The sequence below is a fragment of the Prauserella flavalba genome (assembly GCF_003202235.1).
GTDB classification, from domain to species: domain Bacteria; phylum Actinomycetota; class Actinomycetes; order Mycobacteriales; family Pseudonocardiaceae; genus Prauserella_A; species Prauserella_A flavalba.
In genome coordinates, this window is the sequence record NZ_MASU01000023.1 from 1 (window position 1) to 22,750 (window position 22,750).

At 72.5% G+C, this 22,750-nt stretch carries 24 protein-coding genes; 20 read left to right on the plus strand and 4 right to left on the minus strand.

The window, feature by feature from the left end; translation table 11 throughout:
• Positions 1-11: 11 nt before the first annotated feature.
• The 4 genes from ligD to BA062_RS36910 all read left to right on the plus strand — a co-directional run bounded on the left by ligD (position 12) and on the right by BA062_RS36910 (position 3,515).
• A complete protein-coding gene (gene ligD, locus BA062_RS36895) occupies positions 12-902 on the plus strand; it encodes a non-homologous end-joining DNA ligase (RefSeq protein WP_245960221.1) in 891 nt (296 codons plus the stop codon).
• 65 nt (positions 903-967) lie between these two features.
• Complete coding sequence (locus BA062_RS36900; protein ID WP_110343862.1) at positions 968-2,581, plus strand: ATP-binding SpoIIE family protein phosphatase; 1,614 nt, start codon at positions 968-970, stop codon at positions 2,579-2,581.
• A complete protein-coding gene (locus BA062_RS36905; RefSeq protein ID WP_110343784.1) occupies positions 2,578-2,898 on the plus strand; it encodes an STAS domain-containing protein in 321 nt (106 codons plus the stop codon). The genes BA062_RS36900 and BA062_RS36905 overlap by 4 nt, the downstream gene beginning before the upstream one ends.
• Positions 2,899-2,924: 26 nt before the next feature.
• Positions 2,925-3,515, plus strand: coding sequence for a hypothetical protein (locus BA062_RS36910; RefSeq protein WP_146240138.1), 591 nt, complete (start codon positions 2,925-2,927; stop codon positions 3,513-3,515).
• Here the strand turns inward: BA062_RS36910 and vanY-N are convergent.
• Entirely contained in the window at positions 3,413-3,961 is a 549-nt protein-coding gene (vanY-N, locus tag BA062_RS36915) for a D,D-peptidase/D,D-carboxypeptidase VanY-N (protein WP_110343786.1), read from the minus strand. The two genes, BA062_RS36910 and vanY-N, sit on opposite strands and share 103 nt — an antisense overlap.
• 142 nt (positions 3,962-4,103) lie before the next feature.
• Between vanY-N and BA062_RS36920 the strand changes: the two genes are divergently transcribed.
• From BA062_RS36920 to BA062_RS36985, 14 genes are all read left to right on the plus strand, one after another.
• The gene (locus tag BA062_RS36920) at positions 4,104-4,733 is read left to right on the plus strand and encodes a phosphatase PAP2 family protein (RefSeq protein ID WP_146240139.1); all 630 of its coding nucleotides are present in this window, start codon (positions 4,104-4,106) and stop codon (positions 4,731-4,733) included.
• A gap of 11 nt (positions 4,734-4,744) precedes the next feature.
• The gene (locus tag BA062_RS36925) at positions 4,745-5,422 is read left to right on the plus strand and encodes a response regulator transcription factor (protein ID WP_110343863.1); all 678 of its coding nucleotides are present in this window, start codon (positions 4,745-4,747) and stop codon (positions 5,420-5,422) included.
• Positions 5,419-6,852 carry a sensor histidine kinase gene (locus BA062_RS36930; protein WP_110343788.1) on the plus strand — a complete coding sequence of 478 codons (1,434 nt, stop codon included), beginning with the start codon at positions 5,419-5,421 and terminating at the stop codon, positions 6,850-6,852. Before BA062_RS36925 ends, BA062_RS36930 begins: the two co-directional genes overlap by 4 nt.
• Positions 6,849-7,301 carry a hypothetical protein gene (locus tag BA062_RS36935; protein WP_110343789.1) on the plus strand — a complete coding sequence of 151 codons (453 nt, stop codon included), beginning with the start codon at positions 6,849-6,851 and terminating at the stop codon, positions 7,299-7,301. The genes BA062_RS36930 and BA062_RS36935 overlap by 4 nt, the downstream gene beginning before the upstream one ends.
• A 25-nt stretch (positions 7,302-7,326) precedes the next feature.
• On the plus strand, positions 7,327-7,719 hold the full coding sequence (locus tag BA062_RS36940; protein ID WP_110343790.1) for a hypothetical protein: 393 nt from the start codon (positions 7,327-7,329) through the stop codon (positions 7,717-7,719).
• A 22-nt stretch (positions 7,720-7,741) separates the two neighbouring features.
• Positions 7,742-9,439, plus strand: a complete 1,698-nt coding sequence (locus tag BA062_RS36945; protein WP_110343791.1) for a dihydroxyacetone kinase family protein — start codon at positions 7,742-7,744, stop codon at positions 9,437-9,439.
• Positions 9,436-10,383 carry a sugar-binding transcriptional regulator gene (locus tag BA062_RS36950; protein ID WP_110343792.1) on the plus strand — a complete coding sequence of 316 codons (948 nt, stop codon included), beginning with the start codon at positions 9,436-9,438 and terminating at the stop codon, positions 10,381-10,383. Before BA062_RS36945 ends, BA062_RS36950 begins: the two co-directional genes overlap by 4 nt.
• 146 nt (positions 10,384-10,529) lie before the next feature.
• Positions 10,530-11,879, plus strand: a complete 1,350-nt coding sequence (locus tag BA062_RS36955; RefSeq protein ID WP_110343793.1) for an MFS transporter — start codon at positions 10,530-10,532, stop codon at positions 11,877-11,879.
• Positions 11,876-13,609 carry a dihydroxyacetone kinase family protein gene (locus BA062_RS36960; RefSeq protein WP_110343794.1) on the plus strand — a complete coding sequence of 578 codons (1,734 nt, stop codon included), beginning with the start codon at positions 11,876-11,878 and terminating at the stop codon, positions 13,607-13,609. The genes BA062_RS36955 and BA062_RS36960 overlap by 4 nt, the downstream gene beginning before the upstream one ends.
• Complete coding sequence (locus BA062_RS36965) at positions 13,609-14,082, plus strand: ribose-5-phosphate isomerase (protein WP_110343795.1); 474 nt, start codon at positions 13,609-13,611, stop codon at positions 14,080-14,082. The genes BA062_RS36960 and BA062_RS36965 overlap by 1 nt, the downstream gene beginning before the upstream one ends.
• On the plus strand, positions 14,076-14,804 hold the full coding sequence (locus BA062_RS36970) for a triose-phosphate isomerase family protein (RefSeq protein WP_110343796.1): 729 nt from the start codon (positions 14,076-14,078) through the stop codon (positions 14,802-14,804). Before BA062_RS36965 ends, BA062_RS36970 begins: the two co-directional genes overlap by 7 nt.
• The gene (locus BA062_RS36975) at positions 14,804-15,601 is read left to right on the plus strand and encodes a sugar phosphate isomerase/epimerase family protein (protein ID WP_110343797.1); all 798 of its coding nucleotides are present in this window, start codon (positions 14,804-14,806) and stop codon (positions 15,599-15,601) included. The genes BA062_RS36970 and BA062_RS36975 overlap by 1 nt, the downstream gene beginning before the upstream one ends.
• Complete coding sequence (locus tag BA062_RS36980; protein ID WP_110343798.1) at positions 15,598-16,446, plus strand: phosphogluconate dehydrogenase C-terminal domain-containing protein; 849 nt, start codon at positions 15,598-15,600, stop codon at positions 16,444-16,446. Before BA062_RS36975 ends, BA062_RS36980 begins: the two co-directional genes overlap by 4 nt.
• Positions 16,447-16,460: 14 nt before the next feature.
• Positions 16,461-17,294 (plus strand): aldo/keto reductase, encoded by an 834-nt coding sequence (locus BA062_RS36985; protein ID WP_110343799.1) that lies wholly within the window; start codon positions 16,461-16,463, stop codon positions 17,292-17,294.
• A 69-nt stretch (positions 17,295-17,363) separates the two neighbouring features.
• Here BA062_RS36985 and BA062_RS36990 read toward each other — a convergent pair whose 3' ends face one another.
• A complete protein-coding gene (locus BA062_RS36990) occupies positions 17,364-18,902 on the minus strand; it encodes an MFS transporter (protein ID WP_210407118.1) in 1,539 nt (512 codons plus the stop codon).
• 98 nt (positions 18,903-19,000) lie between these two features.
• Between BA062_RS36990 and BA062_RS36995 the strand changes: the two genes are divergently transcribed.
• Positions 19,001-20,068, plus strand: a complete 1,068-nt coding sequence (locus tag BA062_RS36995) for a sigma-70 family RNA polymerase sigma factor (RefSeq protein ID WP_110343800.1) — start codon at positions 19,001-19,003, stop codon at positions 20,066-20,068.
• On the opposite strand, the gene BA062_RS37000 is transcribed toward BA062_RS36995, so the two are convergent.
• Both BA062_RS37000 and BA062_RS37005 read right to left on the minus strand, forming a co-directional pair.
• The gene (locus tag BA062_RS37000) at positions 20,009-20,566 is read right to left on the minus strand and encodes a TIGR03086 family metal-binding protein (protein ID WP_110343801.1); all 558 of its coding nucleotides are present in this window, start codon (positions 20,564-20,566) and stop codon (positions 20,009-20,011) included. The two genes, BA062_RS36995 and BA062_RS37000, sit on opposite strands and share 60 nt — an antisense overlap.
• Positions 20,567-20,703: 137 nt before the next feature.
• A complete protein-coding gene (locus BA062_RS37005) occupies positions 20,704-21,420 on the minus strand; it encodes a sugar isomerase domain-containing protein (protein ID WP_110343802.1) in 717 nt (238 codons plus the stop codon).
• Between the two features lie 156 nt (positions 21,421-21,576).
• Here BA062_RS37005 and BA062_RS37010 point away from each other — a divergent pair, with 156 nt between their 5' ends.
• Positions 21,577-22,749: a sialidase family protein gene (locus BA062_RS37010; RefSeq protein WP_110343803.1), complete on the plus strand. Its 1,173-nt coding sequence runs from the start codon at positions 21,577-21,579 to the stop codon at positions 22,747-22,749.
• Position 22,750 lies beyond the last annotated feature (1 nt).

The following is a 22,750-nucleotide window of genomic DNA, read 5'->3' on the forward strand; positions in this document are numbered from 1 at the left end:
CCAGCCCGCTCGTGGAGGTGGACGGCCGCCGCATGCGGGTGTCCAACCTGGACAAGGTCCTCTATCCGCACGTGGGCTTCACGAAGGGTGAGGTACTCGACTACTACGCGCGTATCGCCCCGGTGCTGCTGCCGCACGTCAAGGACCGGCCGCTGACGCTCAAGCGCTACCCCAACGGCGTGGAGGGCAAGTCGTTCTTCGAGAAGGACGTCTCGCGGCACGCGCCGGAGTGGGTGCGCACGGTGTGCATCGAGACGCCGGGCAGCTCCCGCGGCTCCGACAAGGCCGACTACGCACTGATCCAGGACCTGCCCACGCTCGTCTGGGTGGCCAACCTCGCGAGCCTGGAGCTGCACATTCCACAGTGGACCGTCGGTCCGCGCGGCGCGAAGCGCAAGCCGGACCTGCTCGTGTTCGACCTCGACCCCGGCGAGCCCGCGACGATCGTGGAGTGCTGCGAGGTCGCGCTGCGGCTGCGGGACGAACTCGCCGAGGACGGTATCGAGGCCTACCCCAAGACCAGCGGCTCCAAGGGCATGCAGCTGTACTCGCCGGTTCGCGTGCGCTCGGCGGAGCGGACCCGCGAGTACGCCAAGCAGCTCGCCGAACGCCTGGAGAAGGCGATGCCCGAGCTGGTGGTGTCGCGGATGGCGAAGAACCTGCGCCCGCACAAGGTGTTCATCGACTGGAGCCAGAACAACACGCAGAAGACCACCGTGGCGCCGTACTCGCTGCGGGCGCGGCCGTCGCCGACCGTGTCGACTCCGCTGCTGTGGGACGAGGTCGCCGAGTGCGAGACAGCGGCCGACCTCGTGTTCACCGCCGACGAGGTGCTGGAGCGCGTCGAGGAGCACGGCGACCTCTTCGAGCCGCTGCTCGCCGGGGACCGCCCGGCGCTGTGAGGCGTTCGCGCTGGGCAACCCATCGCGCGCTGCTGGAGACCGTGGCCGACGTTATGCTCCTCCTCATGCCGAGGTCGGTCGATTCGGGGGGCCACGCGGAGAGCCGCCTCCGCCGCATCGAGGCGGTCACGGACAGCGCCCTCGCCCATCTCGATCTGGAGCAGCTGCTGCCGGAGCTGCTCAAACGCGTGCGCGAACTCCTCGACGCCGACACCGCCACCGTGCTGCTGCTCGACAGCGGCGGCGAGCACCTGGTGGCCGCGGCGGCCTCCGGCATCGAGGAGGAGGTGCGCCAGGGCGTGCGGATCCCGATCGGGGAGGGTTTCGCCGGGCACATCGCGGCCTCCCGTAAACCCCTGGTGATCCAGCAGGTCGATCCGACGACCGTGGTCAACCCGCTGCTGTGGGAGAAGGGCATCCGCTCGCTGGCCGGTGTCCCGCTGCTCGCCGGAGGCGAGATGCTCGGGGTGCTGCACGTCGGCACGCTCGACTCCACCCCGTTCACCGAGGACGACGTCGAGGTACTCCAGGTCGCGGGCGACCGGCTGGCGCTGGCGACCCGCACCGGGCTCACGCGCGGCGAGCGGGCCGCGGCGTCCGCGCTGCAGCGCACGCTGCTGCCCGCCCTGTTGCCCGCCATTCCCGGCTTGCAACTTTCGGCGAGGTACGCCCCCGGCGAGGCGAGCGGCGTCAGCGGCGACTGGTACGACGTGTTCACCCTGCCGTCGGGCTGGCTGTGCGTCGCGGTCGGCGACGTGGTGGGGCGTGGGCTGGCCGCGGCGACGGTGATGAGCAGGGTGCGCACGGCCACCCGCTCGTACGCGCTCGACTCGGACAGCCCCACCGAGGTGCTGACGCGGCTCGACCGGCACATGCGCCACTTCGAGCCGCAGACGATGGTGACGATGGCGTACGCGATGTGGGAGCCCTCGCTCAGCCGGATCCACCTGTCGCTCGCCGGGCATCTCGCACCGGTGCTCGCGCGGCCGGGCGAGCGGGCCGAGCTGATCGAAGTGCCGGTGGACCCGCCGATCGGCATCGGCACCGCTCCCGTGCAGCGCCGCAGCGTGACGGTCGGCATCCCGCAGGGCGCGACGGTGCTGTTCTACACCGACGGCCTCGTCGAGCGACGCGACCGCTCACTCGACGACGGGCTGGCGCTGCTGTGTGAAACCGTCGCCACGGGCCCGACCGAGCCGCTGTGCTCGCGTGTGATGTCGCGGCTCGTCGGCACCAGCCCCACCGACGACGACATCGCCGTGCTCGCCATGCGCAGACAGGAGGCCGAGGAGCTGCGGGAGATCAGCTTCGAGCTGGACGCGATCCCCGAGGTGCTCGCCGACGTCCGCGCGACGCTGCGCCGCTGGCTGCCGTCGGCAGGCGCGACACCGGAGGAGGCCGGGGACATGCTCGTGGTGGTCGGCGAGGCGTGCTCCAACGTCATCGAGCACGCGTACGGTCCGCTCGGCGGCACGCTCTCGCTGCGGCTCGAGGCACGCGAAGGGGAGGTACTCGCCACCGTGGGCGACACCGGCCACTGGCGATCGCCCCGCGGCACCCACCGGGGGAAGGGAACGGAGCTCATGCACCAGCTCAGCGACGACCTCAGGTTCGAACACGGACCGGGAGGAACCCTCGTGCACATCCGCAAGAACGTCACCGGCGGCGATCCGGCATGACGACGGCGAACGTCGAGGTGCTGTCGTCCGACGCCGGTGCGATCGAGATCGCGGTCACCGGCGAGGTGGACCTCTCCAACTGCGAGGTCGTCCAGGACGACATCTTCGCCGCGATCACCAACCACCTGCTGACCGTCCGCCTCAACCTCGCCGGTGTCACGTACCTCGACAGCGCGGGCCTGCGGATCCTCTTCGCGCTCGCGGAGCGGCTGCGGCTGCTGCAGACGGAGTGCCAGGTCATGGCCCCGTTCGGCTCGGCAAGCAGGCGGGTCATCGAACTGTCGGGCCTCAGCAACCTGGTGGAACTCCGGCCCTGACAAGGAAAACCCGCTAGCTTGGCGTGGTGACCTCGGCTCCGGAGCAAGAGAGCGGCAACAGGGTGCTCGCGGGCAGCTGGGTGGTGCTCCTGCTCCTGCTCATGATCGGCGGCGGCGGTGCGGGCGCGTTCGGGCTCGGCACGCTGGCGCGGGACTCGGGACTGCTCGACGGTGACTCCCCGGTGCTGATCCCCGTCTGGATCGCCGGGATCGCCGTAGGCGGCATGACCGGCATGGCCATCGCGGTCGGCCTCCGCGCGCTGCCCCGCCGGCTCCGCGACGGCAGGCTCGGAGAGGTGGCCAGGCTGATCCTCGTCTGTGCCGGGGCGACGGCACTCGGCACGGTGGCGTACCTCGGGATCGTCGGCGGCCTCGTGTCCGTGTGCGCTCTCGTGCTGCCGCACGGAGTGACCGAGTTCCTCGCGGTCATGCTCTCGATCTTCGGGCTGCCCGTCGTCGGCCCCGCGACCTACCACCTCGTCAGCCGAGGGCAACGGCGCGGGCGGGCGGGCGCTCAGCAGGAGGCCGGCTCCGCCACACCCGGGCAGGGCAGCCGGCGCGGCGGCACACCGTGCGTCTCCGGCCGGTACTCGAAATGCCACCACTCGTTGTCGTAGGTGCGGTAGAGGTCGTGACGCGCGCCGTGTTTCTCCAGCCACAGCGCGCCTTCCCGCGGGCGGACGTCGAGCGCGATCCCGGCGACGTGCCCCGATTCGGCGGGCGGCAGCACGCGCAGGCGCGCCGCGGCCGGTGAGCCGCAGCGCCGCACCTCCTCGTCGAAAAGCCGTTGCTGCGCCGCGGGATCCCGGTGCCCCGAGGTGAGCCCGATCAGCTGGCCGTGCCGCCAGAACGCCTCGGTACGCGCGGCGGTGAACGCGGCCCTCGCGCCGTCGGTGAGCCCCGTGAGGTCCTCGGCGGGGAAGCGCAGGCCCAGTGCCCACCCGCAGGCGAGCTCACGGGCCCGCCGAGGACGCCACACCAGCGCGGGCAGCAGCAACACGACGGCGAGGAACACCGTGACGACGGCGAAGAGCCGATCCCGGATGGTGGGTGGTTGGTCCATACCGCTCACGGTCGGCGGCGGATGTGCGCACCTCGCGCCACGCGTGTCACAGTTCGTCGACAGCTTCGCCCGCCGCGGGTCTGTGACAGAACCATGACATTTCCCGCACGAGCCCGGGACATCGCCGGGTGACACTGGTCCGGTGGTAACGGATGTGCGGGCCCGGACGCGCGACGGCGGGGCGGGACTCCTGCTGGCGGCCGTGGCGTGCGTGCTCGGACTTCTGGTGACCTGTGCCGTCTTCGTGTGGACGCCAGCCGGCCAGGAACTGGACCAGCTTCTGCTGGCCGGTCCCGGCCGGGACGGTGCGGCCGACGGGGCGGCGATGGCCCTGCTGTCGGTCGTGGGCGATCCGCTGGTGCTGGCCGTCGTGCTCGGCGGAGTGCTCGTCGCGGGGATGCTGAGCGGGAGGACCCGTGCCGCGCTCGCGGGCATCGTGCTGTTCGGCTGCTCGGTCGCGGGCGCGCGGGTGCTCAAGTCCGTGGTGACGCGGCCCGACCTCGACGTCACCGGATCGACCACACACAACAGCTTTCCCAGCGGGCACGTCGCGGCGACGACGGCGATCGTGCTGGCCGTCCTGCTCGTGCTGCCCGCGAAGGTCCGCTGGTGGGCCGCCGTACCGGGCCTCGCGGGAGCCGTCCTCGTCGGCGCCGCCACGATGATCGCGGGCTGGCACCGGCTCAGCGACGTCCTCGGCGCGATGCTGCTCGCCGGGGCGATCGGGTGTGTCGCCTTCTGGTCGGCGGGCGGCGCCCGGCGGCGGCTGTGATACTCGGCGGCGTGTCACGGGTGTTGCTGATCGAGGACGACGCGGCGGTGCGTCAGGGGCTCGAGCTCGCGCTCGGCAGGCAGGGACACCGCGTGGACGCGGTGGAGTCGGGCGAGAGCGGACTGGACCGGTTGCGCACCGAGCCGCCCGACGTCGTGGTGCTGGACCTGATGCTCCCCGGCATCGACGGCTTCGAGGTCTGCCGCCGCATCCAGGCCACCAGCGAGGTGCCGATCATCATGCTCACCGCGCGCGGCGACGACATGGACGTGGTGGCCGGGCTGGAGGCCGGCGCCGACGACTACGTGGTGAAACCGGTGCAGGCGAGGGTGCTGGAGGCGCGTATCCGCGCGGTGCTGCGGCGCACCGGCCGCGAGCAGGCGGCGCCGGAGGAGCGGTACGGCGACCTGACGATCGACCGCTCCGGGCTGGTGGTGACCAGGCAGGGCGCGCGCGTCGGGCTGACGCCCACCGAACTGCGGCTGCTGCTGGAGCTGTCGGCGACGCCCGGCCGCGTGTACAGCCGCCAGCAGCTGCTGGAATCGGTGTGGGACCAGGGATATCTCGGCGACTCGCGGCTCGTCGACGCGTGCGTGCAACGGTTGCGCGCGAAGATCGAGGACGATTCGGCGGCCCCGGTGTACGTGCAGACCGTGCGCGGGTTCGGGTACCGGTTCGGGCCGTTGTGAGCCGCCTCGGAAGCCTGCGGACCCGCCTGCTGCTCGCGTTCGCGACGCTGAGCGTGCTCACCGCGGTGGCCGTGGCCGGGGCGAGCTACGTGCAGTCGCGCAACCTGGTGCTGCAACAGGCACAGGACGCCGCCGTGGTGTCGATGACGACCCGGCTGGAGACGCTGTTCCCCCTGCGGGATCCGGAGCCGGACGAGGCGGGGCTTCGCGAGATCGCCGGCGTCGTCACCGACCGGGAGACCTCCGCCGTCGCGATCCACGGTGGCGCGCGGTCGGCGGGCGGGCTCGACCCCGAGGTGATCCCGGGGGAACTGCGCCTGACGGTGAGCGACGGCCGGATCGCGTGGCAGCGGGTGCAATTCGGCGGTGCGCCCGTGCTGATGATCGGGACGCCGTTGCTGATCGTGGGGCCCGACGGGATGACCGAGCCGTCCGGCATCGAGGTCTACACCGCGCGCAGCCTGCTCGCCGAGCAGCACAGCATCGAGCAGCTCGCCGAGCGGGCGTGGCTCATCGGCGGGGTGGCGCTGGCGGTCGCGGTCGCCGTCGCCCTGCTGGCCGCCCGCGGTGTGCTGCGTCCGGTGCGGGAGCTGGGCGACGCGGCGCGGCGGCTCGGCGAGGGCGACCTGAGCACCCGGATCGCCGTCCGGGGCTCCGACGAACTGGCCGAGGTCGGCCACACCTTCAACGACACGGCCGCCCAGCTGCAGCGGCACGTCGAGCGCCTGCGCGCGATGGAGGCCGACGCGCGGCGCTTCGTGGCCGACGTCTCGCACGAGCTGCGCACGCCGCTGGCGGCCGTCGCCGCGGTCGCGGACATCCTCGACGAGGACGCCGACGCCCTGCCCGACGAGCTCGGCCGCGCGGCCAGGCTCGTCAGCCAGGAGGCCCACAACCTGACCCGGCTCGTCAACGACCTGATGGAGATCAGCAGGTTCGACTCCGGCGCCGCGGCTTTGGAACCGGACGAGGTGGACGTGGCAGAGGTGGTGCGGGCGAGCCTGCGGGCGCGGGGTTTCACCGAGCGCGTCGAGACCGAACTGCCCCCGGTGACGGCCGTGGTCGATCCCCGGCGGGTGGACGTCATTGTCGCGAACCTCGTCGGCAACGCGCTGCGGCACGGCGAGCCGCCCGTGTCCGTGCGGCTGACGGGCGACGCGGAGTGGGTGACGGTGGAGGTGCGCGACCACGGGCCCGGACTCGACGCCGCCGTGCTGCCGCACGTGTTCGACCGGTTCTACAAGGCCGACGCGGCGAGGGCGCGTTCCGAGGGCAGCGGCCTCGGGCTGGCGATCGCGAGGGAGAACGCGGTGCTGCACCACGACGGCACGCGCAGGGGCGAGCTCACGGCTGCGTCCGCCCCCGACGGCGGGGCCGTGTTCACGCTGCGCCTGCCGCGGTGGGCAGGAGAGAGGGAGGCGCACGCATGAGGCGCGGGCTGTGGCCGGGTGTCGCCGCGCTGCTGGCGCTCGCCGGGTGCGGCGTGCAGCCGAGCGGGGTGATCGTCGGCGCGTCACCACCGAGCGGGGCGGCGGCACCGGGCCCTGCCACGACCCTGTACTTCCTCTCAGCTGGCAGGCCCTTCCCGGTGCTGCGTGCCGGGCCGCCGCTGTCCTATGCGGACACGCTGGCGGAGCTCGCGGCCGGCCCGACGGAGGAGGAGCGAGCACGCGGGCTCGGCACCGAGGTGCCGCCGGAGGCCGCGCCGTTCACGGTGACGGCGAGCGGCGCGGGCCGCGTGGTGGTGACCCTGTCCATGTCGCCGGAGCGGCTGTCCACTGTGGCCACCGAGCAGATCGCGTGCACGGCGGCGGACCGCCGCGGCGAGGTGGTGCTCTTCGGCGAGGGCCAGGGTCGCTCCGCGAGGTGCCCGCGGTAGAGCCGGGGTGAGATACCGTTCGGCCATGCGCAGGAACAGGCTCGTCGGCGTGGTCGTCGCGCTCGTGGTGGTGTGGATCGTGGTCGTCACCGTGCTGATCTCGCGCGAGCCCGAGCCCGGCGCCGCCTCGCCCGCCGAGCTGCGCGACCGGCTCGAACGCGCGCTGACCGAGCGCGACGCCGACGAGTTCGGGCTGCTGCTCGGCGGGCCGGGCGGGCAGGCCGACGACTTCGCCCAGACCTACGTCGACGAGCTGCGCGGCACGACGGGCGTGAGCGTCTCCCTGCGGCCGGACGGCACCGAGCCGCGCGTGGCGACGGTGAGCGGAACCCGCAGCGACGGCGAGCCGTTCACCTACGACCTCAGCGTGAGCGAGGCAGGCGGCCGCTGGCACGTCGACCTCACCCCGCCCCTGTAGCGGATCCGCACGAAAGGGTTCCATGACCAAGATCTTCAACGACCCCGCCGACTTCGCGGGCGACATGCTTTCCGGGTTCGCGCGCGCGTTCCCCGGGTTCGTGCAGCGGGTGCCCGGCGGGGTGGTCAGGGCGACGCAGGCGGCACCGGGCAAGGTCGCGGTGGTGGTCGGCGGCGGCAGCGGGCACTACCCGGCGTTCGCGGGCTGGGTGGGCCCCGGTCTCGCCGACGCCGCCGTGGTGGGCTACGTCTTCTCCTCGCCGTCCACGCAGCAGGTGGTGGCCGTCGCCACGGCCGCCGACGCGGGCGCGGGCGTGGTGCTCAGCTACGGCAACTACGCGGGCGACGTGCTGAACTTCGAGGCCGCCCGCGCCCAGCTCACCGACGCGGGCATCCCGGTGCGCTCGGTGGTGGTGAGCGACGACCTCGCGAGCGCGCCGCGGGACGAACGGTCCCTTCGCCGCGGCACGGCGGGCGATCTGGTGGTCGTGAAGATCGCCGGGGCCGCGGCCGAGGCCGGATACGACCTCGAGGGCGTGGTCCGCGTCGCCGAGCGCACCAACGCGGCGACGGTGTCGCTCGGGATCGCGTTCGAGGGTCCGACGCCGCCGGGTTCCCGTGGTCCGCTGTTCACCGTGCGCGACGGCCGGATGGGCGTCGGACTCGGCATCCACGGCGAGCCTGGCGTGTCGGAGGAACCGCTGCTCGGTGCGCGCGAGCTGGCCGGGCTGCTCGTCGGGCGGGTCCTCGCCGAGCGCCCCGACGGCGCGCGCAGGGCGACCGTGCTGCTCAACGGTATGGGCGCTACCAAGTACGAGGAACTGTTCGTGCTGTGGAACGAGGTCGTGCCCGCGCTGGAGGCCGAAGGGGTCGAGATCGTCGAGCCCGAGGTCGGCGAGCTGATCACAAGCCTCGACATGGCGGGGCTGTCGCTGACGATCACGTGGCTCGACGACGAACTGGAGGCGCTCTGGGGCGCGCCTGCGCAGAGCCCCGCCTACCGCAAGGGTCCCGCCGAGGCCGCCCCGCTCACGCCGAGGCCGGTGCCCGAGATCGCCGAGCGCGCGATCCCGGAGGCGAGCGAGGCGTCGCGGCACGTGGCGAAACTGGTGCACGCGGCGTTCGAGACCGCGGCGGCCGCGCTCGCCGAGGCCGAACCGGAGCTGGGCGAGCTCGACTCGGTGGCCGGCAACGGCGACCACGGGCGCGTCATGGCCAGGGGTGCCCGCGCGGCGGCGACCGCCGCGGGCAGGGCCGTCGAGGCAGGGGCGGGCACGGCCACGACGCTGCTGTTCGCCGCCGACGCCTGGAGCGACCGGGCCGGCGGTTCCTCCGGTGCGCTGTGGGGTGCGGGACTGCGCGCGGCCGCGCGGGTGCTCTCCGACACCGACCCGCCCGCGAACGCCGTGCAGGCCGCGTGCCGTTCCGCGCTCGACGCCGTGACCGCCTACGGCAACGCGCGCGTCGGCGACAAGACCGTGGTGGACGCGTTCCTGCCGTTCACCGAGAGCCTCGAGGCCGACCTCGCCGCCGAGCTGCCGCTCGGCCCGGCGTGGGTCAACGCCTCGGCGGTCGCCGCGCGGGCGGCCGAGGCGACCGCGTCGCTGAGTCCCCGGCTCGGCAGAGCGCGCCCGCTGGCGGCGCGCAGCCTCGGCCACCGCGACCCGGGCGCGGTGTCGTTCGCCGTGGTGGTCACGGCGATCGCGGAGCACGTCGCATGAACACCGCGCGCAGGGCCACGGTGCTGCGGGCTGCGGAGCTGTACTACGACGAGCACCTCACGATGGAGGCGATCGCGCAGGAGCTGGGCTGCTCGCGCGCGACCGTGTCGCGCCTGGTCGGAGAGGCCCGCACCGCCGGGCTCGTGGAGATCACCGTGCATCGCAGCGGCAGGGCGGCGAGCACGCTCGAACGCCTCATCGCGGAGCGCTACGGGGCGGAGGCCACGGTCGTCTCCCCTCCGGAGCGGGCGACCGAGGGCGAACGGCTGCTGCACGTCGCGACGCAGGCGGCGGCGAAGCTGCGGCTCACGCTCTCGCCCGACACCACGATCGCGGTCACGTGGGGCATCACCATCGCCACGCTCGCCCGCAACCTCACACCCGGCGTGGTCCCCGGGCTGCAGGTGGTGCAGATGAGCGGGTCGGGCAACACGTTCTCCTCCGGCGCCGAGTACGCCTCGGGGGTGTTCGACCGCTTCGGCGCGGTACTCGGCGCCCGGGTGCACCATTTCCCGGTGCCCGCGTTCTTCGACTCGGCCGCAACGCGGGCGGCGCTGTGGGCTGAGCACAGCGTCCAGCGCATCGTTCGCCTGCAGCAGCGGGCCGACGTCGCGCTGTTCTCCGTCGGCGCGCTCGGCGGCGGCATCCCCGGCCACCTCTACCGCGCCGGTTACCTCGATCGCGACGACCTGCGCTCGCTCACCGAGCAGGGCGTGGTGGGAGACCTCGGCACGGTGTTCCTCCACGCCACCGGGTCGAGTACCGACCTCGCGATGAACCAGCGCTCGAGCGGCCTGCCGATCGAGACGCTGCGCCGCATCCCCCGCCGCCTGTGCGTCGCACTCGGCGAGGCCAAGGCCCCCGTGCTGCGGGCCGCGCTGCTCGCGGGCGCCGTCACCGAGCTGATCGTCGACACGAGGGCCGCCGAACCCCTCGTCGGCTGAACACATTCTCATCCGAGGCCGCTTCTGGATCGAAACGGCTACCGAAATAGCCCCGATAACTGCAACTCCGTTCACCGACACTGGGCCGTTCTGGTTACGCGTGCTTAGCATCGCCGCAATCTTCAGCGCGTGTCAGGAGTGTCGACGTGGACGCCACCCAGCAGTCCCCCGTTGAGCGCTCGGCGATCAGAAAGGTCGCCGTGCGGCTCGTGCCCTTCGTGGCACTCATGTTCTTCATCAACTACCTCGACCGGACCGCGATCTCGTTCGCCGGCCCGAACGGGATGAACGACGACCTCGGCCTCACCGCCGCCCAGTACGGCTTCGCCTCCGGGGTGTTCTTCGTCGGCTACATCCTGCTTGAGGTGCCCAGCAACATCGCACTGCACCGCTTCGGTGCCCGCAAGTGGCTCGCGCGGATCATGGTGTCGTGGGGCATCGTCTCGCTGCTGTTCACCTGGGTGGACAGCGTCGGCGGCCTCTACACGCTGCGCCTGCTGCTCGGCATCGCCGAGGCCGGGTTCTTCCCCGGCGCGATCCTGTTCCTCTCGCTGTGGGTGCCCGCGCGGCACCGGAGCAAGATCCTCGCGCTGTTCTACCTCGCGCAACCGCTCACCACGGTCATCGGCGCCCCGCTCGCGGGCGCGCTCATCGAGCAGCACGGCGTGTTCGGCCTCGAGGGCTGGCGCTTCATGTTCCTGTGTGTTTCGGTGCCCGCGATCCTGGTCGGCATCGCCACCTGGTTCTACCTCAGCGACCGGCCCGCCGACGCGAAGTGGCTGACCCAGGCCGAGAAGGACTGGCTCACCGCCGAGCTCGAGGGTGAGGCCAAGACCAAGACCGGATCCGGTTCGCACAAGGGCGGCGTGCTGGCCGCGCTGCGCAGCGGTCGCGTGTGGACGCTCGCGCTCATCTACTTCGGCTTCATCTACGGCCTCTACGCACTCGCGTTCTTCCTGCCGACGATCATCAGCGGCTTCGAGGAGGACTTCGGCACCACGTTCACGGTGCTCGAGAAGGGCCTCATCACGGCGATCCCTTACGTGCCGGCGGCGATCGTGCTGTACCTGTGGTCGCGCGACGCGACCAGGCGCGGCCTGCAGACGTGGCACATCGCACTGCCCGCGCTCGTCGGCGGCGTGAGCGTCCCGATCGCGCTGTTCATGGGTTCGCCCGCGGCGACGATCGTGGTCATCACCATCACGGCGTGCGCGATCTTCGCGGCACTGCCCAACTTCTGGACCGTGCCCGCGCAGTTCCTCACCGGCGCGGCCGCCGCCGTCGGCATCGCGCTCATCAACACCTTCGGCAACGTCGCCGGCTTCGCCGCCGGATACGTCACCGGGTTCCTCAACGACGCCACGGGCTCCTACGTCCTACCCATGTTCGTCGTCGGCGGGCTGATGGTGCTCTCCGCGGTGCTGATGGTGGCGCTGGCCAAGCGGGGCCGCGTGCAGACCGGCGACCCCGACGAGAAAGCGGTGACCAAGGCATGACCAGGCTGTTCAACGACCCGGCCGAGTTCGCCGACGAGGTGCTCGACGGCTTCGTCGCGGCACACCGGCGGTGGGTCCGGCGCGTGCAGGGCGGCGTGGTGCGCAACACCGCCAAGACGCCGGGGCAGGTCGCGGTGCTCGTCGGTGGCGGTTCCGGCCACTACCCCGCGTTCACCGGGCTCGTCGGCCAGGGCCTCGCCCACGGCGCGGTGTCGGGCAACATCTTCGCCTCGCCCTCGGCGCAGCAGGCGTGCTCGGTCGCGAAGGCCGCCGAGAGCGGCGGCGGCGTGCTGCTGCTGTTCGGCAACTACGCGGGCGACGTGCTCCACTTCGGACACGCGGCGGAGATACTGACGCAGCAGGGCATTCCCACGAGGACGTTCGCGGTCACCGACGACGTGTCGAGCGCACCCGCCGACCAGGCCGCCAAGCGGCGTGGCGTCGCGGGCGACCTCACCGTGTTCAAGGCCGCCGCCGCGGCCGCCGAAGCGGGGCTCGGCCTCGACGAGGTGTACCGCGTCGCCGAGCGCGCCAACGACCGCACCCGCTCGCTCGGCGTCGCGTTCTCCGGCTGCACGCTGCCCGGCGCGGACGCGCCGCTGTTCACGGTCCCCGAGGGGAGGATGGCCGTGGGCATGGGCATCCACGGCGAGCCCGGCATCGACGAGGCCGACGTGCCGAGCGCCGACGGGCTGGCCGAGCTGTTCGTGAGCACACTGCTCGCCGACCTGCCCGCCGACCTCACCGACGTGCGCGGGCAGCGGGCGGGCGTGATCCTCAACGGGCTCGGCACCGTGAAGCACGAGGAGCTGTTCGTCGTCTACCGGCGCGTGGCGCAGTTGCTCGCCGAGGCGGGCGTCGAGGTGGTGGACCCCGAGGTCGGCGAGTTCGTCACGAGCTTCGACCTCGCGGGCGCCTCGCTCACCCTGTTCTGGCTGGACGAGGAGCTGGAGCGGTACTGGACGGCCCCCGCCGACGCGCCCGCGTTCCGCAAGGGCTCGCTCACCCCGGCGCCGCCCGCGCCCGAGGACCTCGCCGTGGACTCGGCCGAACAGACCGTGCCCGAGGCGAGCGAGGAGTCCCGCGAGGCGGCAGGCGTCGTACTCACCGCGCTGGAGGCCGTGCGCAAGGTGATCGACGGCAACGCCGACGAGCTGGGCCGGATCGACGCGGTCGCCGGCGACGGCGACCACGGCATCGGCATGCAGCGCGGCGCGGTCGCCGCCGTCGACGCCGCGCGGGAGGCGCTGCGGCTCGGCGCCGGTGCGGGCACGCTGCTCGCGCTCGCGGGCGACGCGTGGGCCGACAAGGCGGGCGGCACGTCCGGCGCACTGTGGGGCCTGCTGCTGCGCAGCATCGCGAACACGTTGGGGGACAAGGGGAAGCCCACCGCCGCGACCGTGAGCCAGGGGGTCGCGGCCGGGCTGGAGAGCGTGCTCAAGGTCGGCGGGGCGAAGGTCGGCGACAAGACGATGGTCGACGTGCTGGTGCCCTTCGCCGAGGCGCTCGCGGCCGGGGTCGGCGAGTCGAGGGGGCTCGCCGAGGCGTGGGGGCACGCGGCCGAGCAGGCCGACGCCGCCGCGAAGGCGACCGCGGACCTGGTGCCGAGGATCGGCAGGGCCAGGCCACTCGCCGAGAAGAGCGTGGGAACGCCCGATGCGGGCGCGGTGTCGCTGGCGCTCATCGCCGGCGTCGTGCACGGCGTGCTCGCCGACAGGAAAGGTGTGTGATGACGGCTCAGAAGTGGCGCATCGTGGTCGGGTCGGACGACGCCGGCTTCGACTACAAGGAGGCGCTCAAGGCGGACCTGGAGGCGAGCGAGCTCGTCGAGTCCGTTGTGGACGTCGGGGTGGACGCGGAGGGGCACACCCCGTACCCGACCGTCGCGGTCACCGCGGCCGAGCTGATCGCCAAGGGCGAGGCCGACCGCGCGCTGCTCGTGTGCGGCACGGGCCTCGGCGTGGCGATCTCGGCCAACAAGGTGCCCGGCATCCGCGCCGTCACCGCCCACGACAGCTTCTCCGTCGAGCGCTCCGTGCTGAGCAACAACGCGCAGGTGCTCACCTTCGGACAGCGCGTGATCGGCCTCGAACTGGCCCGCAGGCTCGCCCGCGAGTGGCTCACCTACACCTTCGACGAGAACTCTCCGTCGGCGAAGAAGGTGCAAGTGCTCACGGACTACGAGAGCGTGGGTTCGTGCTGACCCTGGGCATCAGCCTGAAGCTGTACTTCTCCCACGCCAGGACACTGGCGTGGAGCAGGGACGTGGCCGCGCTCGCCTCGCACGAGGCGATCGCGGGGGGGCACGCCGAGCTGTTCGTGCTCCCCTCGTTCCCGAGCATCCCGGCCGTGACCGAGATCTTCGCGGGCACGCCGGTGCGGGTGGGCGCGCAGGACCTGTGCGCCGACGACAGCGGCGCGTTCACCGGCGAGGTGGGCGGGCCGCTGCTGCGCGAGCTGGGCTGCGCCTACGCCGAGGTGGGCCACGCCGAACGGCGGCGTCTCTACGGCGAGGACGACGCGACCGTCGCCCGCAAGACCGCGGCGGCACTGCGCAACGACCTGGTGCCGGTGCTGTGCGTCGGCGAACCCGACCGGGTGCCCTCGGCCGAGGCAGCCGACCGCTGCGTCGCCGAGGTGGCATCCGCGCTCGGCGTCTCCTCGGGCCCCGTGGTGGTCGCCTACGAGCCGCACTGGGCGATCGGCGCCGCGCGGCCCGCGCCCGAGTCGCACATCGCCGAGGTGTGCGGCACGCTCAAGGACCGCCTCGGCGTCCGCGTGATCTACGGCGGCAGTGCCGGGCCGGGCCTGCTGACCCGGCTCGGCACCTCGGTCGGCGGGCTGTTCCTCGGCCGGTTCGCGCACGACCCCGCCGCCGTCGGGAAGATCCTGGACGAGGCGCTGGCACTGGCGAAGGGATCCTGATGGCGATCGGACTGAGCACGTACGCGTTCTTCTGGCGCATCTCCGACCGCGCCGAGAAACCGCTGACGCTCACGCGGATGCTGGAGCAGACCAGGGAGCTCGGCGCGGACGTCTTCCAGATCTGCGACCACCCACCGGTCGAGTCACTGTCCACAACGGAGCTGCGCGAGCTGCGGTCCGTGGCCGGCGACCTCGGGGTGACCCTTGAACTCGGCACGCGGGGCGTGCGGCCGGAGCACCTGAAGCGCTACCTCGACCTCGCCGAGGCGCTCGACGTGACGCTCGTGCGCAGCATGCTGTACTCCGCCGCCGACCGGCCCACGCTCGCCGAGGCCACCGAACGGCTCCGCGAGGCCGTGCCCGGCTACGCCGAGCGCGGCGTGACGCTCGCGCTGGAGACCTACGAGCAGGTGGCGTCGGCCGACCTCGTCGACGTCGTGGAGGCCGTCGGCAGCGACCACCTCGGCATCTGCCTCGACCCGGCCAACTGCGTGGCGAACCTCGAGCACCCGAGGCAGGTCGTGGAGACCACCGCCCGGCACGTGGCCAACCTCCACGTCAAGGACTTCGACTTCGCCCGCCAGGCGGGCTGGGTCGGATTCACGCTCTCCGGCTGCAGGCTCGGCGAGGGGCGCCTCGACTACGGCGCCATGATCGAGCGGGTCAGACCCGCCGAGAAGAACATCAACCAGATCGTGGAGCACTGGCTTCCGCTGCAGGACGACTTCGAGACCACCTGCAGGCTGGAGGACGAGTGGACGCGGCACAGTGTGGAATTCCTAAGGAGCAACTCATGACCACGGTCACCGTCGTCGGCGCGGGCGGCAAGATGGGCCAGCGCGTCTCCAACAACCTCGCGAAGAGCGACTACCGCGTCCTCTACAGCGAGAACTCGCCCAACGGGCGGGAACTGCTGGCGAGCCAGGGCCGCGAGGTGTCCGACTCGGCCGAGGCCGCGCGCGAGAGCGACGTCGTGATCCTCGCCGTGCCGGACGTCGTGCTCGGCAAGGTGTCCGAGGCGCTCGTGCCGGAGCTGAAGCCGGGCGCGATCGTGCTGACCCTCGACCCGGCGGCGGCGTACGCGGGCCTGCTGCACAAGCGCGACGACATCGAGTACGCCGTGGCGCACCCGTGCCACCCCTCGGTGTTCCTGGAGCGCACCACCAAGGAGGAGTACGCCGACACCTTCGGCGGAATCGCGGCACCGCAGGAGGTCGTCGCCGCGTTCGAGTCGGACAACGAGACCGCACGCAAGCTCGCCGACGACGTCATCCGCGTGATGTACGCACCCGTCGTGGACGTCCACTGGGTGACCGTGAAGCAGCTCGCGGTCCTGGAGCCGACGCTCGTGGAGACGGTCGCCTGCATGGTGGGCTCGCTGCTCAACGAGGCACTGCACGAGACCGTGCACACCGTCGGCGTCCCCGAGTCCGCCGCGCGCGCCATGCTGCTCGGCCACGTGCAGGTGGCGCTCACCAACACGTTGCGCGGGTCCAACCCGTTCTCCGACGCGTGCCTCATCGCGATGGACTACGGGCGCGAGACGATCGTGAAGGACGACTGGAAGAAGATCTTCGACGACCGCGAGCTCGACAAGGTGATCGCGCGGATGCTGAAGATCGACGCGGTGAAGCGCTCCTGACCCACAATGGGGCCATGCGCTATCTCCGGCTCGGCCCCGGCGACCGGCTGCCCGTCCTCGGTCAGGGCACCTGGCACATGGGTGAACGCGGACGTGACCGGAAGGCCGAGGTCGAGGCCCTGCGACTGGGTCTCGACCTCGGCGTTTCCCTGATCGACACCGCGGAGATGTACGGCGACGGCGGCGCCGAGGAGGTCGTCGGCGAAGCGATCGCGGGCCGCCGCGACGAGACGTTCCTGGTCAGCAAGGTCCTGCCGCACAACGCGAGCCTGCGCGGCACGATCGCGGCGTGCGAGCGGAGCCTTCGCCGCCTCGGCACCGACCGGCTCGACCTGTACCTGCTGCACTGGCGCGGCGGGCACCCGCTGGCGGAGACCCTGGAGGCGCTGGACCGGCTGCGCACCGACGGCAAGATCCGGCACTTCGGGGTCAGCAACTTCGACCGCGACGACCTGCGCGAGACGTGGCGGACGCCGTGCGGCGAGCACGTGGTGACCGACCAGGTGCTCTACAACCTCACGCGGCGCGGCCCCGAGTTCGACCTGCTGCCGTGGTGCCGGGAGCGCGGGGTGCCGGTGATGGCGTACTCGCCGATCGAGCAGGGCAGGCTGCTGCGTGACCGCGTGCTCGCCGAGGTCGCGCAGCGGCACGGCGTGACGCCCGCGCAGCTCGCGATCGCGTGGGTGCTCCACCAGCCGGGGGTGTGCGCGATCCCGAAGGCGGCGACGCGCGAGCACGTGGAACAGAACGCCGCGGCCCTGGAGGTGACCCTCACGCCGGAGGACCTCTCGGCCCTCGACACCCGCTTCCCACCCCCAAGCCGCCCGGAACCCCTTGAAATGCTCTGACCCCGTCCCTCCGTCCCCCAAGGCCACCTTTGTTGCGTTGAACGCAACTAAGGTGGCCTTGGGGGACGGTCACCGTGGCGGGGAGGGCTCCGTTCGTGGGAGTTGGCGGCGCAGGAGTGTGGCCGAGAGGACGGCGAGTGCGGCGAAGACGGCGGCGCCGACCCAACCCACCGCGTTCAGGCCCTCGGTGAACGCCTCGCGCGCGGAGCCCAGCAGCTCGGCTCCGGTCGGCGAGGGCAGCTCGCCCGCCGCCGCGGCGGCTCCGTTCACGCCCTCCCGCGCCGACTCCGCGACGTCGGCGGGTACCCCCGTGGGGAGCACGAGCCCCGCCCGGTACACGGCCGCGCCGAGGCTGCCGAGTGCCGCCAGCCCGAGCGCGATCCCCAGCTCGTTGCCGGTCTCCGAGATCGACGACGCCGACCCGGCCTTCTCCGGTGGCGCCGAGCCGACGACCAGGTCCGTGCCGAGCGCCGTCGGCGGAGCCACGCCGACACACGCGAGCGTGAAGCCGACCATCAGCAGCAGCGCCCCACCGGTGCCGCTCACCTGCGTGATCACCACACAGCCCACAGCCGCGACGAGCAGCGAGACCACCAGCACGTGCGGCACCGGAAAGCGGCGGGCCAGGTGCGGCGCGAGCTGCGCACTGACGATCATGGCAAGCGCTTGCGGCGCCAGCCACAGCCCCGACTGCAACGGCGAATGCCCCGCGACCGTCTGCAGGTACTGCGGCACGTAGAGGAACGTCCCCGCCATCACGACGCCGCCGAGCATCATCACCAGCAACATCGTGCTGAACGCGCCGCGGCGGAACAGGCGGACGTCGACGAGCGGGTCGGCGAGCGTGCGCTGCCGCCACACGAACGCCACGCCCATCGCGAGCCCGCCCGCGATCGCGAGTCCCTGCGGCCAGCGCCAGCCGTGCGCGGCCAGCTCCTTGAGACCCCACACCACCGGCAGGATCGCGGCGAGCGACAGCACGACGCTGACGAGGTCGAGCCGCCCGGCCACGGGAGCCCGGTACTCCGGCAGCAGCCGCTGCCCCGCCACCAGCAGCACGAGCATCACGGGAACGCCGAGCAGGAACACCGCGCCCCACCAGAAGAACTCGAGGATCACGCCGCCGACGATCGGGCCGACCGCGGTGCCGACCATGAAGCAACTCATCCACGCCGCGATCGCCACCGCGCGCTGGTGGGCGTCGGCGAACATGTTGCTGATCAGCGCGAGCGTGGAGGGCATGAGCGTCGCACCCGCGACACCGAGCAGCGCGCGAGCGGCGATGAGCATCTCCGCACTGGTCGAGTAGGCCGCCACCAGCGAGGCCGCGGTGAACGCGCTCGCCCCGATGAGCAGCAGCCGCCGCCTGCCGATCCGGTCGCCGAGCGTGCCCATCGTCACCAGGAAGCCGGCAACGAGGAAGCCGTAGATGTCGAGGATCCACAGCTGCTGGGTGCTGCTCGCGCCGAGGTCGGCGCTCAGGTGCGGCAGCGCCAGGAAGAGCACGCTCATGTCGAGCGACACCAGCAACGTCGGCAGCGCCAGCATCGCGAGCCCGACCCACTCCCTGCGGCCCGCCCTCGTCGCGGGCTGTTCCATCGTCACCATCTCGGCTCCTCCCGTGTTCACGGGGGACAGACCGGGGCAGGCCGGAGAACTCATCGCGCCCTCGCGATGAGTTCTTCCTGTCGGTGGGGTCTGTCAGGATGAGGACCTCGAGGCAGCGAAAGGGCACGGCCATGCCGCATACCAAGGTCGACGACGAGTTCCTGCGCCAGGCGGATCCGTTCCGGCGCGAACTGCTCGCGCACTGCTACCGCATGCTCGGCTCGGCACACGACGCCGAGGACCTGGTGCAGGAGACCTACTTGCGCGCGTGGCGCGCCTACGACAGGTTCGAGGGCCGCTCGTCGCTGCGCACGTGGCTGCACCGCATCGCCACCACGGCGTGCCTGACGGCACTGGAAAGCAGGAACAAGCGGCCGATGCCCACCGGGCTCGGCGGCGGCAGCGCCGATCCCGGCGACGACCTCGCCGACCGGCCCGAGGTCCCGTGGCTGGAGCCGATCCCCGACGTGCTGGCGGGCGCCGCGCCGAGCGACCCCGCCACGATCGTCACCGAGCGGGAGAGCATCCGCCTCGCACTCGTCGCCGCGTTGCAGCACCTGCCGCCCCGGCAGCGGGCGGTGCTGATCCTGCGAGACGTTCTCAAGTGGCGGGCCGCCGAGGTCGCCGAGGCCGTCGGGGTCACCACCACGGCCGTCAACAGCATCCTGCAGCGCGCCCGCGCGCAGCTCGCGCAGGTGTCGCCGACGCCGGACGACGTCGAGGAGCCCGCCGCGGCGGACCAGCGGGAGCTGCTGGAGAAGTACGTCGACGCGTTCGAGCGCAAGGACGTACCCGCCCTCGTGGAGCTGTTCACCACCGACATCGTGTGGGAGATGCCGCCGTTCGCCTCCTGGTACTCGGGTGCCGCCGACGTGGGCACACACCTGGCCGAGCGCTGCCCGGCGCGTCCCGGCGGCGTGCTCATGGTGCCGGTGGAGGCCAACGGGCAGCCCGCGTTCGCCCAGTACCTGCGCGACCCCGAGAGTGGCGAGTTCCGGGCCTTCACGCTGCAGGTGCTCACGTTGACGCGTGGGGGAATCGGCCACGTCGCCAACTTCATGGACACGCGGCTGTTCGAGCTGTTCGGCCTGCCGCCCACGCAGCCGTCACCCGGGGTCGCGGCCGAGGAAGGCCAGCAGCCGGTCGCCGGGGCCGGCCAGCGGTGACACCGCGACCGGCGCGGCGAACCGTGAAGGCCGGTCGGCACCGCTGACGAACAGGGGCACGAGCTCCAGCAGCTCGCGCGCGAGCGCGCGCGGAATGGGGCGGTCCGCATCGCAGGCGCGGGCGACGTCCCAGCCGTGCACGGCGACCTCGACGGCGCCGGCGCCCGCGACGAGGCCGGCCGCGAGCGGGCTGCCCGCGACGGAGATCGTGCCCGCGTCACCGGCGGAGGTCCACTCGCCCATGAGGTGACAGGCCCGCTCGCGCAGGGCGCCCACGAGGTCGGCGGGGTCGCTTCGGCTGGGCGGATCGAGCGCGATGACGCCGATGTCCGCGGCCTCGGACAGCGCGAGCAGCGAGTCGTCCATGTGCCCGAGCAGGTCGCCGAGGTCCCAGCGCCGGCAAGGTGTCGCCCGGGGCAGCGTCTCGCGGCTGACCAGGCGCAGGCTTCCGAGCGTGTAGCCGATCGCCCGCTCGAGCAGGTCCACCTCGTCGCCCATCGCCCACCTCCGTCGGGAGTACAGACCGGCGAAACCGCACAAACTCATCGCGAGTCGTGCACTCCGGACCGCGAGTCGTGCGCTCCCGACGGCGAGTCGTGCACTCCGGACCGCGAGTTGTGCGTTCCCGACCGTGCCTAGAGCCCGAGGTTCAGCTCCGGGATCCGGTCCCCGTAGCGGGCGACCAGCTCGGCATTGCGCTCGTCGCCACCGGGCACGTTCGCGCTCGTCCACAGCGGCAGCACCACGCCCCGTCGCACGGCGAGCCCGTCGAGTGCCGCGAGCAGGGCCGACCACACGTACGCGCCGAGGATCGTCGACACCGCAGCCGTCCTCGGCGCCGCGGCCGGATGCACGACGTCGCCCGGCGGTACCCCGGTGTCGAGCACCACCGTCGCGTGGTCGGCGAGCCGGGTGCCGGACCGGTCACTCGCCTGTGCCGACGCGGCCAGCGACGTCACCGCGATCACGGGCACGCCCCGCGCGAGCGCCGTCTGCGCGATCTCCACCGGGTACGGGTTGCGCCCGCTCGTGGAGAACACCACCACCACGTCGGCGGGCGTCGGCTCAGCGGCCTCGATCAACGCCCGCCCCCGCCCCGGCTCGCGTTCCGCGCCCGAGCTGCGCAGCGCGCCCAGCAGCGGCAGCACCTGCGGATCCCACAGCGGCCGGACCGCGGCGAGCCCGCCCGCGCGGTAGAACGTCTCGCACACCATCGCCAGCGAATGCCCGGCACCGGCGGCGTACACGAGGCCGTCGCCAGCCACAGCGTCGAGTACCAGTGCCGCCGCCCGTTGGATGTCACCGTGCCGCGCGTCGAGTCCGTCGAGCAGCTCCCGGACGTTCTCCCGCATGCTGGAGCCTCCTTCGATCGCCTGGTCACGCTAGAGCTCGCCAACGCGATTCGTCCAGACCAATTTCAATCTTGACCACCGGCCGCGCACCACTCTAGGTTCTTACATAGGACGTCCTATGTCCAGTTCACTCCCCCAGCAGCAAGGAGGCTGCCGATGCCCGCTGTGTCTCGCCGCACCGCCCTCTCCCTCGCCGGAGCCACCGTGGCCGGTCTCGCACTCGCACCGTCCGCCGGCGCGGCCACCCGCGCCGCGTCGGTGCCGTTCACATCGGGCACCGAGGGCTACCACACCTTCCGCATCCCCGCGCTCGTCCGCACGGCCTCGGGCGAACTGCTCGCGTTCGCCGAGGGCCGCGTCGAGTCGGCGGGCGACACCGGCGCGATCGAGGTGGTGCTGCGGCGGTCGGCCGACGGCGGGCGCACGTGGGGCCCGCTCTCCGTGGTGTCGAGCAACGGCAACGCCACCGCGGGCAACCCGGCGCCGGTGGTGCTGGACGGCGGCGACATCGTCCTGCTCACCACGCGCAACGGCCACGTCACCGAACGGGAGATCATGGAGGGCCTAGTGTCCGAAGCGGACACCAGGCGCGTGTTCGTGCAGCGCAGCACCGACGGCGGGCACACGTTCTCGCCCGCGCGGGAGATCACGGCGCAGGCGAAGGAACCCGGCTGGCGTTGGTACGCGACCGGACCCTGCCACGCCATCCAGCTGCGGCACGGCAGGCACGCGGGCCGCATCGTGGTGCCCGCCAACCACTCCGCCTCGCCGCGGGCGGGCTCACCCGACACCGGCGCGGAGGCGAAGTACTACGGCGGGCACTGCCTGCTCAGCGACGACGGCGGCCACACCTGGCGCATCGGCTTCACCGACACGCGCACCGACGGCTGGATCGCCGCCAACGAGACCACCGTGGCCGAGCTGCCCGACGGCACGCTGTACTTCAACAGCCGCGACCAGGGCGAATCGCCCGCGCACCGTCTCGACGCCTACAGCAGCGACGGCGGCGAGACGCTCGACGCGCCCTACCGCGAGCAGCCCGCGCTCACAGGCCCTCGCGTGCAGGGCAGCGTGCTGCAGACATCCAGGGGCGACGTGCTGCTGTTCGCCGGACCGTCCAATCCGGACGCCCGACGCGCGATGAGCCTCCGGGTCAGCGGCGACCGGGGTCGCACGTGGCGGACGGCGCACACCGTGTCCGACGCGCCCGCCGCGTACTCCGACCTGGTGCAGCTCGACGCCCGCACCGTCGGCCTGCTCTACGAGACCGGGACCGGCGGCAGCTACGAGACGATCGCCTTCGAGCGGCTGCCGATCCCGCGTCCCTGAC